General features: G+C 36.8%; 10 protein-coding genes and 1 tRNA gene. 5 read left to right on the forward strand and 6 right to left on the reverse strand.

Annotation, left to right across the window (positions count from 1 at the left end; translation table 11 throughout):
• Positions 1-586 precede the first annotated feature (586 nt).
• Positions 587-1,570: a stealth family protein gene (locus G8E00_RS13375; RefSeq protein WP_166225355.1), complete on the reverse strand. Its 984-nt coding sequence runs from the start codon at positions 1,568-1,570 to the stop codon at positions 587-589.
• Positions 1,571-1,604: 34 nt separating this feature from the next.
• On the reverse strand, positions 1,605-2,375 hold the full coding sequence (locus G8E00_RS13380) for a glycosyltransferase (protein ID WP_166012117.1): 771 nt from the start codon (positions 2,373-2,375) through the stop codon (positions 1,605-1,607).
• A 196-nt stretch (positions 2,376-2,571) separates the two neighbouring features.
• On the opposite strand from G8E00_RS13380, the gene G8E00_RS13385 reads away from it, so the two are divergent.
• Positions 2,572-3,741 carry a nucleotide sugar dehydrogenase gene (locus tag G8E00_RS13385; protein WP_166012118.1) on the forward strand — a complete coding sequence of 390 codons (1,170 nt, stop codon included), beginning with the start codon at positions 2,572-2,574 and terminating at the stop codon, positions 3,739-3,741.
• Positions 3,738-4,760: an NAD-dependent epimerase gene (locus G8E00_RS13390; RefSeq protein ID WP_166226566.1), complete on the forward strand. Its 1,023-nt coding sequence runs from the start codon at positions 3,738-3,740 to the stop codon at positions 4,758-4,760. Before G8E00_RS13385 ends, G8E00_RS13390 begins: the two co-directional genes overlap by 4 nt.
• Positions 4,761-4,855: 95 nt before the next feature.
• Here G8E00_RS13390 and G8E00_RS13395 read toward each other — a convergent pair whose 3' ends face one another.
• From G8E00_RS13395 to G8E00_RS13410, 4 genes are all read right to left on the reverse strand, one after another.
• Entirely contained in the window at positions 4,856-5,782 is a 927-nt protein-coding gene (locus G8E00_RS13395; protein ID WP_166225358.1) for a branched-chain amino acid transaminase, read from the reverse strand.
• 26 nt (positions 5,783-5,808) lie between these two features.
• Positions 5,809-8,559 (reverse strand): bifunctional [glutamate--ammonia ligase]-adenylyl-L-tyrosine phosphorylase/[glutamate--ammonia-ligase] adenylyltransferase, encoded by a 2,751-nt coding sequence (glnE, locus tag G8E00_RS13400; RefSeq protein WP_166225361.1) that lies wholly within the window; start codon positions 8,557-8,559, stop codon positions 5,809-5,811.
• Positions 8,560-8,625: 66 nt separating this feature from the next.
• A complete protein-coding gene (locus G8E00_RS13405) occupies positions 8,626-9,933 on the reverse strand; it encodes a sensor histidine kinase (RefSeq protein ID WP_166225364.1) in 1,308 nt (435 codons plus the stop codon).
• 565 nt (positions 9,934-10,498) lie between these two features.
• Positions 10,499-10,585: transfer RNA gene (locus G8E00_RS13410), tRNA-Leu, on the reverse strand.
• Between the two features lie 182 nt (positions 10,586-10,767).
• Here G8E00_RS13410 and queA point away from each other — a divergent pair.
• The 3 genes from queA to G8E00_RS13425 all read left to right on the forward strand — a co-directional run bounded on the left by queA (position 10,768) and on the right by G8E00_RS13425 (position 14,036).
• On the forward strand, positions 10,768-11,805 hold the full coding sequence (gene queA / locus G8E00_RS13415) for a tRNA preQ1(34) S-adenosylmethionine ribosyltransferase-isomerase QueA (protein WP_166225368.1): 1,038 nt from the start codon (positions 10,768-10,770) through the stop codon (positions 11,803-11,805).
• Positions 11,806-11,896: 91 nt separating this feature from the next.
• Positions 11,897-12,925, forward strand: coding sequence for a threonine/serine exporter family protein (locus G8E00_RS13420; protein WP_166225371.1), 1,029 nt, complete (start codon positions 11,897-11,899; stop codon positions 12,923-12,925).
• A 136-nt stretch (positions 12,926-13,061) separates the two neighbouring features.
• Positions 13,062-14,036: a hypothetical protein gene (locus G8E00_RS13425; RefSeq protein ID WP_166225374.1), complete on the forward strand. Its 975-nt coding sequence runs from the start codon at positions 13,062-13,064 to the stop codon at positions 14,034-14,036.
• Positions 14,037-14,077 lie beyond the last annotated feature (41 nt).

A 14,077-nucleotide genomic window follows, 5' to 3' on the forward strand; every position in this document is an offset into this window, starting at 1 on the left:
TCCACAAAAACAAAGAAATGCTTATAAAAAATGAATGATTTCAAAATATTATTCATAAAAACATTTTATTTTAATCTCAAATAATCATTTAAAGTACAAATTAATTTAATTAAAAGTATAGCCATTTCTCACAAACAAACTGAATACTGCTATTGTTGAATTCTTTGATCAATTTTGTGTTTACAGCTTTAGAACAAGCAACTTTTCTCACCAACAGACCGCTTGTTCAGAATTATAAAAAGCGCTTTTTATGCATAAAATTAGACTTGATGAACCTATGATCAGCTTGCTTTCATGACTAAACTTTGAAAATACATAGGACTAGAAAATAGATGCTTTTCTTATGCACACAGTCACACAGTCACACAGTCACACAGTCACACAGTACTAAAGACTTCTTGAACCCAGATTTCATCTGTTATTCATCGATCATATATGCATCAAAAAACAAGGCTTTGTCTAGAAATTCCTAACCTATCAATCCAACATAACTTCATATTATTTCGATATATGACAAATGCTCAGCGTGAAATTTTAGCTTATAAAACACCCATAAATCATGTTAAAACAATCGCTTATTTTGAAATTAATTGAGCATCATTCTTAATGAATTGGGTAAAAAACCTTTGAATTTTTCATTCATGGAATTGACTACTTTTTCTGCAGCAATTTTACTCAACTGATCAAGGCTCTGGATACATCCATACTTAACATTAGGGTTGGTGACAGCCTGAACAAAACTATTGACACTTTGTTCATTTTTCAAATATGCAAGCTCAAGATCAGGTTTTAAAATTGCCTGATTATTTTTAATTTTTAAATGATTCATTAAGGCAATCGGATTGATTTGCTCGATGCTTCTAAACTTAGATTTCAACTGTGTTTGCAAAAGTTCAGGATGATCCAATAAATAATTTTTGATGATATGACGATCAACAATATGCGGATAATGGTGAATCTCGAAAAACTGTTGAGTAAACCCAATGCGATCTGCACTCAACATTTGTGCAATCATATGTTTAGGCTGTAAGGGTTTTCCGAATTTTTTATTTAAAAATTGACGATATTTCAATTTTGTTTTTAAAGCGAAACTATTCCGCCAATGACCATGAATGATCATGTTGTTGCCATCAAGAAAATCTTCTAAACCCACTTCTGCATTAAAAAAGAAATCATCATTTAAATAAATAAAATAATCCGATAATCCTTCAATATTCCAAAGCATTGTTTCTATAGGACGCGTATTGAAGGTGGGAAGATACCCCTCATAACCACGAAATATTTCACGATGATCTACAACACGGATTTTATCGGCTTCACACAAACCCTGTTTCGCAAATTCATCGATAAACTCAGGTCTTTGTTGATCCGTAACAATATAAATTTTGCCACTAAAAGGCACGTATTTGAGGATCGAAGCAATGTTGTAATAAATTTCGTCATTACTTGCAAATCGTGTATCGCTAATCGCATCTGAAGCATCCTCACCCGTTAGATATTTGTGACGTTTCTTTTTCAATTCGACGTCATTACCATCTACCCAAGCTATTACGATGTCTACTCTTTGCATTGCTTCAATCCAAATTTATATTGCTAAAACATGATTACTGCCAAGCATCTTTAATCCAATCAGAAGGTAAAACATAGCGATACCATTTACCACCGCCACCATTTACCGCATCTGGTGGATTCACTTCACCATGGAAGATAATGATTTTAGCATCTTGTGGCTTCACTGGCGGCTTAAAGAATGCCAATGGGATCTTTTGTAAGCAATGGTACTTATAGCTTTTGCACCAACTTGCTGGCCAATAGCTCAGTTTTTTTTCATTATCTACGTACCAAGATAAATATTCTTGCTCATTACGAAACTTTTTACGAATCTCATCAAAATTTTCACGAAAATACGGCAAAATTCCTGAAAACTCACCTAATTTGAAGCGATAGACTGAGCTGTTCCCAGTAATTCTCCATGGTCGTTTCCAATCATGAATAATCAAAAATTCACCAGGATGGGTGAAGAAACCATCAATATTATCAACAATAACCACATCTAGATCTAAAAAAAGTGCATTGCCTTTTAGGCCATATAAATCAGGTTCAAACGTTGATAATTTATTCCATCCACGTTCTGGGCTGCCTTCTGGTAACGCTAAAGACGGAATTGGAAAACACTCAACTTCAGGAACAATGCCTTCAGTACGATCCGTTAAGCACACCATTTTAAATTCGACTGTGCTATGACGTTTGACCATGTTGTACAAACGATTCACGTATTCTGCACCGTATTTAGTGCCCCACTTCATACAAAGAACAATGTTTTGATCTTCAGGATTTGAGCTTTGTGAGCGTGTTACGTTGTCGGTTACCTGCATGCGGTTCTCATCCACCAGTTTTCTGCCAATATCATACCATTAAGTGATGAAAAGTTACTGTATTCAAGAATGCATACAGCCAAATTCACAAAAAAAGGATATGATATTATTTGTAATCCGTGTTACAAACTCATTATATTTTAACTATAAAATGTACCGAGTAAGACCCACTTTAAGATTTTAGAATCAGGTTGATATGAAAATAGCAGTTGCAGGAACCGGTTATGTCGGTTTATCTAATGCCATGATCTTTGCACAACATCATGAGGTTATTGCGCTAGACATTTTAGACAGTAAAGTCGAAATGTTAAACAATCGTATCTCCCCAATTCAAGATACGGATATATCTGATTTCCTAAAAAATAAAACAATCAACTTTAATGCGACAACCGACAACGTCGCAGCATATACCAATGCAGATTTTATTATTATTGCGACACCTACCGATTACGACACCAAAACAAATTACTTTAATACACAAAGTGTTGAGAGTGTGATTAGAGATGTTGTTGCGATCAATCCCAATGCAACAATGATCATCAAATCCACCGTTCCTGTTGGTTTTACGCAAAAAGCAAAAATCACATATCAAACTGAAAATATTATTTTTTCTCCTGAATTTTTACGTGAAGGTAAAGCATTGCATGACAATCTTTACCCTTCTCGGATTATCGTCGGTGAAAAATCTGATCGTGCCCAATTGTTTGCAAATATGTTGATTGAAGGCGCAATTAAAAAAGATAGTCCGGTTTTATTTACAGATTCAACTGAAGCTGAAGCGATTAAATTATTTGCTAATACTTATTTAGCCATGCGTGTTGCGTATTTCAATGAACTTGATACCTATGCACAAATGTTCGGTCTAGATACTCACCAAATTATTGAAGGAGTCTGTTTGGATCAGCGTATTGGCAATCATTACAACAATCCTTCTTTTGGATACGGCGGTTATTGTTTACCTAAAGATACAAAACAGCTACTGGCAAATTACAACCATGTTCCAAGTAATTTGATACAAGCTATTGTGGATTCTAACCGTACGCGTAAAGACTTTATTGCAGATTCGATATTGGCAAAAAATCCAACAACTGTGGGGATTTACCGTTTAGTGATGAAGAGCGGTTCAGACAATTTCCGTGCTTCTGCCATTCAAGGCGTCATGAAACGTCTTAAGGCAAAAGGCATTGAGGTTGTTGTATTTGAACCCACACTCAAAGAATCTGAATTTTTTAACTCTAAGGTCATTAATGACTTAGAACAATTTAAACACATGAGTGATGTGATTGTAGCGAATCGCTTATCGTCTGATTTAAGTGATGTTTTTGATAAGGTCTACACTCGAGATATATTTGGAGGCGACGAATAAAAATTTTAGTCACTGGTGCTGCTGGGTTTATTGGTTTTCATGTTGCAAAAAAATTATTAGAACGTGGTGATGATGTTATTGGCATCGATAATTATAACGACTACTATGACCCAGCTTTAAAAGAAGCACGTACCGAACAATTAAATAAAATCGCACAACAAAAACAAGCTCATTTCCTTTTACTCAAAGGCAATATTGCGGATAAACCCTTTATTGAAGATTGTTTTAATCAATATAAATTTGACCGTGTGATTCACTTAGCAGCGCAAGCTGGTATTCGTTATTCATTGGATAATCCTTTGAGTTATGTGGAAAGTAATGTCACAGGTTTCACCAATATATTAGAAGCCTGTCGTTATCATAAAATTCCGCATTTAACTTATGCCAGTACCAGTAGTGTCTATGGTGCCAATACAGAAATGCCCTTTAAAGAGGAGCATCACGTTGACCACCCGATTCAGCTTTACGCTGCAACAAAGCGTGCAAATGAGCTTTTGGCGCATAGTTATAGTCACTTGTTTAATTTACCCACAACAGGTCTACGCTTTTTTACGGTGTATGGTCCATGGGGTCGTCCTGACATGGCTTTATTTAAATTCACTCAAAAAATTATTGCGGGTGAAGCCATTCCAGTTTTCAATCATGGCAATCATACACGTGACTTTACTTTTATCGATGACATTGCCGAAGGCGTGATTCGTTCAAGTGATCAAATTGCTGAACCCAATCCAGATTGGAATAGTCAGCATCCATCGCCGAATACAAGTTATGCCCCGTTCAGAATTTTCAACATTGGCAATAATCAACCTGTTCAATTGATTGAATATATTCATGCCATTGAAAAAGCTGTTGGTAAAAAAGCTGTGATGGAATTACTGCCTCGTCAGCCTGGTGATGTACTAGATACCTTTGCAGACAGTTCCGCTTTAGAAAAGGCTGTTGGCTATAAGCCTTCGGTTTCTGTAGAAGATGGTGTGAAACAATTTGTAGATTGGTATCGAGCGTTTTATCAGGTTTAAAAAACACATTAAATATATAAATTTCAAACTTTTAAACATCAATTTAAACGTCAATAAAAAAGGACTCAAATGAGTCCTTTTTTTAACGGTAAAACTTATTTTACGTAAGTTAACCAGTGTGCATATTTAGGGTCTTTACCTTGAACCGCATCAAAGTATGCTTTTTGGATTTGTGTTGTGATTGGACCACGAACACCTTCACCAATTTGACGATCATCATATTCACGGATTGGCGTCACTTCAGCGGCCGTACCTGTAAAGAATGCTTCATCTGCGATATAAAATTCATCACGTGTAATACGACGTTCAACCACGTCAAAACCTAAGTCTTTTGCAATTGTGATTACAGTTTGACGTGTAATACCATCTAACGCACCACCAGCTACATCTGGTGTATGAATCACGCCATCACGCACCAAGAATACGTTTTCACCCGAACCTTGGCATACGTAGCCTTGTGGGTCTAGGAGCATTGCTTCGTCATAACCTGAATGTGCAACTTCTTGATGCGCAAGAATCGATAAAGTGTAGTTACCAGATGCTTTCGCTTTACACATGGTCACGTTTGGATGATGGTGTGTAAACGATGATGTTTTCACACGAATACCCTTTGCCATTGCTTCTTCGCCAAGGTAAGCACCCCAGCTCCATGCTGCTACTACGGCATGAATGGTATTATCTGTTGCTGCAATACCGAGTTTTTCAGAACCAATAAAAATAATTGGACGCAAATAGCAAGATGCCAATTTATTTTCACGTACCACATCAATTTGAGCTTGTTCTAATGCTGCGTGATCAAATGGAACTTTCATTTGATAGATTTTTGCAGAGTTAAGTAAACGCTTGGTATGCTCTTTTAGACGGAAGATTGCTGTACCATTTGGTGTTTCATAAGCTCGGACACCTTCAAAAACACCCATACTGTAATGTAGCGTATGAGTAAGTACGTGAGTTTTCGCCTCACGCCAATCCACTAATTGTCCATCTTGCCAAATAAAACCATCACGATCAGCCAAATTCATGACTTAAACTCCAAATGTATACTCAATTATTCACTTTCCAACGCGAATGTCGCTGTTGGATCAATCAATCGCTGCCACAAATTACAAACGACCTCTCTGGTATCAAACCACTCGGCTGCACTGACTTGCATATTATGATTTGCAAGTGCCAGACGGTGACTCTCGGCGCGTTCGCGAAGATAGGCATGAATCAAGGCTGAAGCATCATCACTGGATAAGCGACCTGCTTTGGCAGCATCCTCAAGGATTCTTACATTGTCGGAATAATGGGCGAGATCAGCATTCGTCCCACTCCAGGCTAATACTGCATACTGTGCCATAAATTCGATATCAACGATACCACCTGCATCCTGTTTTAAATGAAAAATTCCATCTTTTTTTTGTTCTTTTGACGAACCTAAATGATCTTTCATTTTTTGACGCATTTTTAGCACTTCTTCACGAACGCTACTTTCATCCCGAGGTTGAGTCAGCACACGGCAACGTAAATCTTCAAATTTTTCACGCAGAAATTGTTCCCCAGCAATCGAGCGCGCGCGGACTAGGGCTTGATGTTCCCACACCCAAGCATTCTTTAATTGATACTGCTCAAACGCTTTTAAACTGGTGACCAACAGTCCTGCCTCACCAGATGGACGTAACCGCGTATCTACTTCATAGACACGCCCATCTAAGGTCTGTGTGGTCATGAGTGACATAAACTTTTGCGCAACCCGCATGGCAAATTCAAAGCCACTGATCGGCTTAAGCCCATCAGTATCAGCTTGTTCATTCATATAATGAATAAAGACCAAATCTAAATCTGAACCATAACCAAGTTCTATGCCACCGACTTTTCCATAGCCAATCACGGCAAAAGCATTGTGATCTAAACTACAGCGTTGACCATCTGCATCGAGTGGGTAACCATGTTTTTTGGCAGTAATCTGGTAGGCCAAATGCAAAGTTGCATTGACTGAGACTTCTGCGATTTCGGTTAAAGCATCCGAGACTTTCATCAGTGGACTTTCAGCCAACACGTCACTGGCTGCAACCGTTAATACATTGGATTTTTTAAATAATCTTAATACCCGCATTTGATCTTCAACTTGATCAATTTCAATGCGAAGTAATTGTTGTCTCAGTGAATCTTCCAAATCCTTACGTTTGGGTAATTCAAAATCCATCGATAAAAATTCATCTAAAAGCACAGGATAATGTGTCAATTCTTCACAAATCCAAGGACTCACCGTCGCCATTTTGACTAGACGTTGCAATGCTCCTTTGCTCTCGATCAACATGACCAAATATACGGTACGGCGCATGACCGATTCGACCAATGGCATGAGTCGAACCAAAGCCACTTGCGGTTTATCTGACTGCAAAATTGCTTCAATCAAGTGTGGCCAAAATGCTTTTAAACGTTGTACTGCTTTGGCTGGTAATTTTTTTAAAGCGTGACCATGCCAGAACTCATGCACCAGATTTTTGGAGTTTTCATCAAGCACATCATTGAGTCTTTTTTCTAACTGACTAAAGCTTTCCAATAATGGATCAGGCTCATTTTCCTTAATCAAATGCTCAAATTGATAAATTACCTTGGCACGTTTTTCATCTAAGGTCTGCATGAAGCTGTCCCAATCAACAAAACCTAAAGTTTCAACTATTCGATTTCTTTGATCTGGTTCAGCAGGTAGCGATTGAGTCTGTTGATCATTTAATGCCTGAATTGCATGCTCTACACGACGTAAAAATAAATATGCATCTTCAAGTTCAGCAACGACTTCAGTTTCAAGTAATCCCACCTCTCCCAAATGATGCAAGCTGACTAAACACTGACGGTCTTGTAGCTCAAGCTTTGAACCCCCATAAATCAGCTGAAAGACTTGAACAATAAATTCGACTTCACGTATACCACCTGCACCAAGCTTAATATCATCTTCAATATTACGACGCTGAACTTCTCGCTCAATCATCGCTTTCATTTCACGCATGGCTTCAAAGGCACTATAGTCAACATATTTGCGGAACACGAAAGGTCGGGTCATCTCTAAAAGATCCTCCCCCTCTTTGGTCGGCTCTACAATACGGGCCTTGATCCATGCATAGCGTTCCCACTCACGCCCATGCTGACTGAGATATTTTTCGAGTGCTGCATGACTAATCGCAAGAGCTGAACCATCACCCCAAGGACGAAGTCGCATATCAACACGGAAAACAAAACCTTCAGCAGTAATATGATCCAACAAATAAATTAATTTCTGCCCCCATAAGATGCAGAACTGTTTTACATCAATACATTTACGCCCATTGGTTTCGCCTTGCTCATCAAAGGCAAAGATCAAGTCAATATCACTGGATAGATTTAGTTCTTGTGCACCAAGCTTCCCCATGGCAATCACCATGAGATCTTGCGTTTTACCGTTATAACCAATCGGCTCACCATATTTAGCAACCAATGGTGCTCGTGCAAATGCTTTCGCTGCAGCAATAGAAGCGTCTGCAAAATCAGAGAGCTCACGTGTTAGAGCCATCACAGAAATGAGTTGATTGGCATCTTGCCAGATCCAGCGAAACATAAGTCGTGCACGTAAAATGCGTAGCGCACGCATCCAAGCATTTTCATCTGTTATTGACTCAAGTGCCTGATGAACACGTTGATTCATCTCTTGTGTCGTTAATGATTTTTCAAATTGATCAATTGCATAGTCTTGTTCTAATTGAGCTGTATGTAAATTAAGTATTTGTTCTGCATACTGACTCGCTCTTAATGTTTTTTGCAATTGTGCAGCGTTCATTAAAAAATGCCTTCAAATCAATCTTTATTTTATTTATATCAGCTCAAGCTTTGGTTTTGGAAAAAATTAACTGATTTTTTCAATTTGATTGTTTATAGATTGTTTGTTGATCTGGTCTTGCTGAATAGATTCATGATCAACAACAATAGGATGTACTTGTGCTTCTGTCGGTAATACCACTTTAAAGGTTGTGCCACGACCTTGTTCAGATTCCACACTGATTTGACCATGATTAATATCTACAAATCGCTTACACAGCACCAATCCAAGTCCAGCACCTTTTTCACCAAAAGTTCCTTTAATACTGACTTGAAGATTAGGCTTAAATAATCCTTCAATCTGTTGCGGTGTCATACCCAACCCAGTATCTTGAATACTGATTTCAACGCCATTGTCACAAGCTTTGGCTTCAATCGAGACTTTTCCAGTGCCGTCTGTATAAGTAAATTTAAGCGCATTAGAGACAATATTTTGAACCACAGACGTGATCATATTGATGTCGGCATAGACTTTTAAATCTTCAGGCACATTTTCAATCAATTGAATATTTTTTTTCACCGCCAAAGTATTTAAAACGTCATAAACAATTTTGCTGACTTGCTTGAGTTGAAAATTCATTGGATGATAAACAAAACGTCCACCCTCAGCCATCGCCCAATTGAGTAAGCTTTCCAATAAATTATAAGTCGATTGTGCTGTGTCATTTAAATATTCAGCAATATCCTGCACTTCTCGGTCTGACAAGGTTGCACGCTCTTCAGCCAACACTTCTGAAAAACCCAGCAACCCATGAAATGGTGCTCTTAGGTCATGCGCAATCACTTGGAAAAATTTGGTCTTACTAAAGTTTAAAGCGAGCTGTTGCTCATATAATTCTTTTAACTCTGAATAGTCAGCACGCAGTTCAATAATCCGAATTAAACTCATCGCAAATTCTTGAACCAACGATAAATTTTCTTCTACAAATGGCTCATCATGGTCATCAAATAATACAATTTGTCCAATCGAAACTTGATCATCTATGAGTAAATTAAATGCGATAACACGTTTATGCTCAACGCCCAGTTGATGTATATGATCAGAAAACTTTTGATAATTGGGATGATGAATCCCGATGGCTAATTCACCATCAAAGTATGCAGCTAAATTGGCTTCTTTTTTGGATTGAAATGCTTTAAAACCTTCTGGAGACGAATACCATACATATGGTTCATTTTGAAAAGCTAAAATTGCTGAATCTGAATGCAATATGCCACGTGCAAATTTTAAGAATCCCTCGACTTGGCTTTTAGGCGTAAACACCCCTAATAATAGTGCTAATTTACAAGCACTAAGTTGATCAGCTTGATCAATTTCGAGTAATTCTAACTTCATACCAGCACCTTATTTAAGTAAAACTTAAAACTGAGATGAATCATTTTTGTCTTGTAATGCTTTAATATTAAATGACATAAGAATTTTTAAAAGAAAAATCCTCTAACTTATTTGCAAAGTCATTGTGATTCAATGCAAGATTAATACATTAAATTACATTTATAAAGGTATTTCATACCAATCTAATATTTGCTAGAGCATCTGTGGATTTGAATAATTCAACTTTGTTTTTATTGAGAAAAATTTTATTTTATTTTGATCTCAATATTCTTTATATAACAATTAAATTGAAAATCAATGCTTTATTCTCCATTTTTTATATTTTTTCAAAATCATTGAAAAATCTTTCCTTTTCATCTAAAAAAATTATAAAAAACTTATAATTTTCTGTGTCTTAAATCATCACTTCAATCAAAAAATAAATTTAAATACTGATAGGTATAGACAGTATTAAAAGTGCAACAAAAAGTTTATGGTATAAAAAAACCTCAAACAAAAAAATTGTTTGAGGTTTTTAGAAATTCTTTTAACACTTCGCACTTAGTTCAATTCATATTAAAATAAGTGGTCCCGAGGGTCGGACTCGAACCGACACGTCATCTCTGACAGCGGATTTTGAGTCCGCCGCGTCTACCAATTTCACCACCTCGGGAGAGGTTGTGATGGCTATAATAGCGATTTTATTGAGCTTGTCAACGTAAACGCTGCGCAATTGCTTAGTTTTAAAGCAAAGATGCACATGTTGTATTATAAATCATCAATTTCAAGCAAAAAAATCAAAAAAGACTATACTATGCGCAGTTTTCTTTTCGCTGTATTCAGTCCAATTCTACTATGCAACTTTCCGATTTCAATTTTGACCTCCCAGACGAACTCATAGCCCGTTACCCTTTAGAATCACGCAGTGCTTCGCGTCTATTGCACCTTAAAGCAAATGGTGAGTATGAAGACTTACATTTCACTGATATTCTCGATCAGTTGAATGCGGGTGATCTTTTGGTACTCAATGATACCAAAGTGATGAAAGCACGCCTTAAAGGTAAACGTGCAACTGGCGGTGCAATTGAAATTTTAGTTGAACGCATCTTTGACCAAACGATTGCCCATTGTCATATTAAATCCAGCAACTCACCAAAAGCTGGAGCAGAACTGTTTATTGGTCCTGATGAAGTAAAAGTCACAGTCACTGGTCGTCATGAAAATTTATTTATCGTTGAATTTACTCAACCGATTTTACAAGTTTTAGATCAATATGGTCAGCTCCCTATTCCGCCTTACTTTAACCGTGAAGCAGAAGAGATTGACACCGTGCGTTATCAAACTGTTTTTAATGACCCGACTAAAATTGCCAGTGTCGCAGCGCCAACAGCCAGCTTACATTTTGATGAAGCCTTGTTGAAAAAGCTTGACGATAAAGGCATTAAAAAAACATTTGTTACTTTACATGTTGGTGCTGGCACATTCTTGCCTGTACGTACAACCGATATTGAAAATCATGTCATGCACAGTGAATGGTGTGATGTTTCTGAAGCGACAGCTCAATTGATTCGAGACACAAAAGCTCGTGGTAATAAAGTCATTGCTGTCGGAACAACGGCGACCCGTGCCATTGAAAGTGCTGCACAAGCTTGTGGTGGACACATTGGTGCATGGACGGGTGACACGCAAATTTTCATTTACCCAGGTTATGAGTTTTGTGCAGTCGATCGTTTGATTACCAATTTCCATTTACCTGAATCCACGCTTCTTATGCTTGTTTCAGCATTATCGAATCGAGACAATATTTTAAATGCATATAAACATGCTGTTGAAAGCAAATACCGCTTCTTCAGTTATGGTGATGCAATGCTGATTGATAAAATCACAGCATAAATTGCTTGAAATTGCGTTGTAATATTAATAAAGCATTGCGATCTGCAGTGCTTTATTTTTAAATATATTTAAATTAAAAAAATGAATGCTCATGAATAATAAAGACCAACAATCAAATCAATCAAATCAATCAAATCAATCAAATCAATCGCATATGCCACAAAGTATCAATCAACAAACATTTGAAAATATTGAGCGCTTACAACACCTATTAGATCAAAACCTAAGCCATGATGAACTCATTCACCAACTCAAACATTGGCAGCACTCACCGCATTTATATCTGCAAGATCATCGCTTTAAAATATGCATTGCACTTGCCATTGTCTGCATTGCTCTGGGTTTTTTCATACACTGGCTGTTTTTTATTGCTGGTGTGATCATAGGTTCATTTGGTTTTTTTAAAAAAGTGCCGACCCAAGCATTAAAACAAATCATCAATGATTATGAATTACGAACTGTAGCAGCACGATACCAAATATTTGATCAAGATCTATATCATCATTTTGGTGACTTTAGCATTAAAAATTATCCGTTGTTTGAGTTGGGTAATCATCAAAATTATCTGCAAAATTTCATGTATGGAACTTGGCAAATTGAAAACCGCGAATATCCCTACATGCTCTTCAACTATCATTATGTTGATAAAGTCACTGAGACTGACGATGATGACCGTGAAAGAACCACTTACAATCATTATGATTTATGGGGCATCGTGCTAAATCAATTTCCAGTCAATGGAATCAGTATTGCATCCAAGCAAAAACGAGCATGTCGTTTAGGCGTTAAATGGTCAACAGGTGATCTTCAATTCGATCGAAAATTTCAAACCAGTGGTCGTGATGAAATGGAACTTGCGAAGTTTTTCACACCAAAACATCTTTTAACATTAGATCAAATGCTGCAAAAATTTAAAGGTGATGTATATATCCATCCTGAATTGAATTGTCTCTGCTGGTTATTTAATTGCAATATCTTTACTGTACAAACCTCAGTTCCAGAGATTAAATCCATCTCAAATCTAGCGAATCATTTATCAGACTACCGTATGCCCTACTACGAAGAACTGAATGAACAAATACAATTGTTATTAAAGGAAATTCATCCAGATTATGTTTAAGTAAAAGATTAAATCCGATATCATTGTTTTTAAAATTTATGATGATAAAAATTAATTCGAGCCTTAATCACCAGCCATGCCTATTCAATCGATTCAGCACGTTTTGCATTTTAGAACAAGAAAAAACAAACAAGTCATGCAAAATCTTGAACGACTTTGGCAAATCGATGCCGATGCCCACACAGCCCAAGATATTTTAGATGCTCTACACCCTTGGGGAGGCAATCCAGAATTACGTTTCCACAATACTTTGCCGTTCTTTATTGTATTGTGTGGGCTAATGAATCTGATCGGTGGAGCCATTTTAAGTACATACATTCCATTTTCACTAAGTGTCTTATGGTTTATGGTCTGCTGTGCTGTCGCTTATATGATCTATGAGCCTCATCGACCTATTGATGACATCATTTCTCATCTTGAAATGCGTATAAAATTATTAAAGTTTGATGTTCAATACAATCAAATCCCAAAAATCATTAAAACACCAAGTAGCGATCAACTGTTCATCAATCGTTTAAAACATTATTTTCCGCTCTTTGATCGTGGTGCAGAATACAATGAGATCGATGATTATGCTGCAACCATTTGGACAACCAGAGAAGGTCAAGATTTTCCAGTGCTGTTGTTTCGATATCATTATGTCACCGAACTCAATGTCCCAAACTTAGATGGCACACGGCAAAATGTTAAAGAGATTCATAAAGATGCTTGGGGTGCTTTTGTATTTAACATCTCACCTTTAGGATTAGCGATCAGCAATCGCAGAAAAGAGTTTTTCTATCCATATAAAGAAGAATGGTATACCTCGGATATTCAGATCAATCGACAAGTTAAAGTCTTTGGGTGTAAACGTGAGTTAATTGCTAAACGTCTCAGTCCTGCGTTCACTTTGAAAGTTGCCAATCTATTTGAACACGTACAAGGTGACTTAATTTCTCATCATAATGAGCATATTATGTGTTTTGTTGGGGATCGAAATTTATTTAAAGTTCGTGCCAACAAACCTAAAAATGGTATTCATAATATTTCAGCATTAAGAGGATATTTAAGAACACTGGATATGCCTGATTATGAAAAATTTAAAAAAAATATGATAGAATTAATCACATAAAGTCGATAACGCATATATTTAAAAAATATCAAAAAAATCAG

Source organism: Acinetobacter shaoyimingii, from assembly GCF_011578045.1.
Taxonomy (GTDB): domain Bacteria; phylum Pseudomonadota; class Gammaproteobacteria; order Pseudomonadales; family Moraxellaceae; genus Acinetobacter; species Acinetobacter shaoyimingii.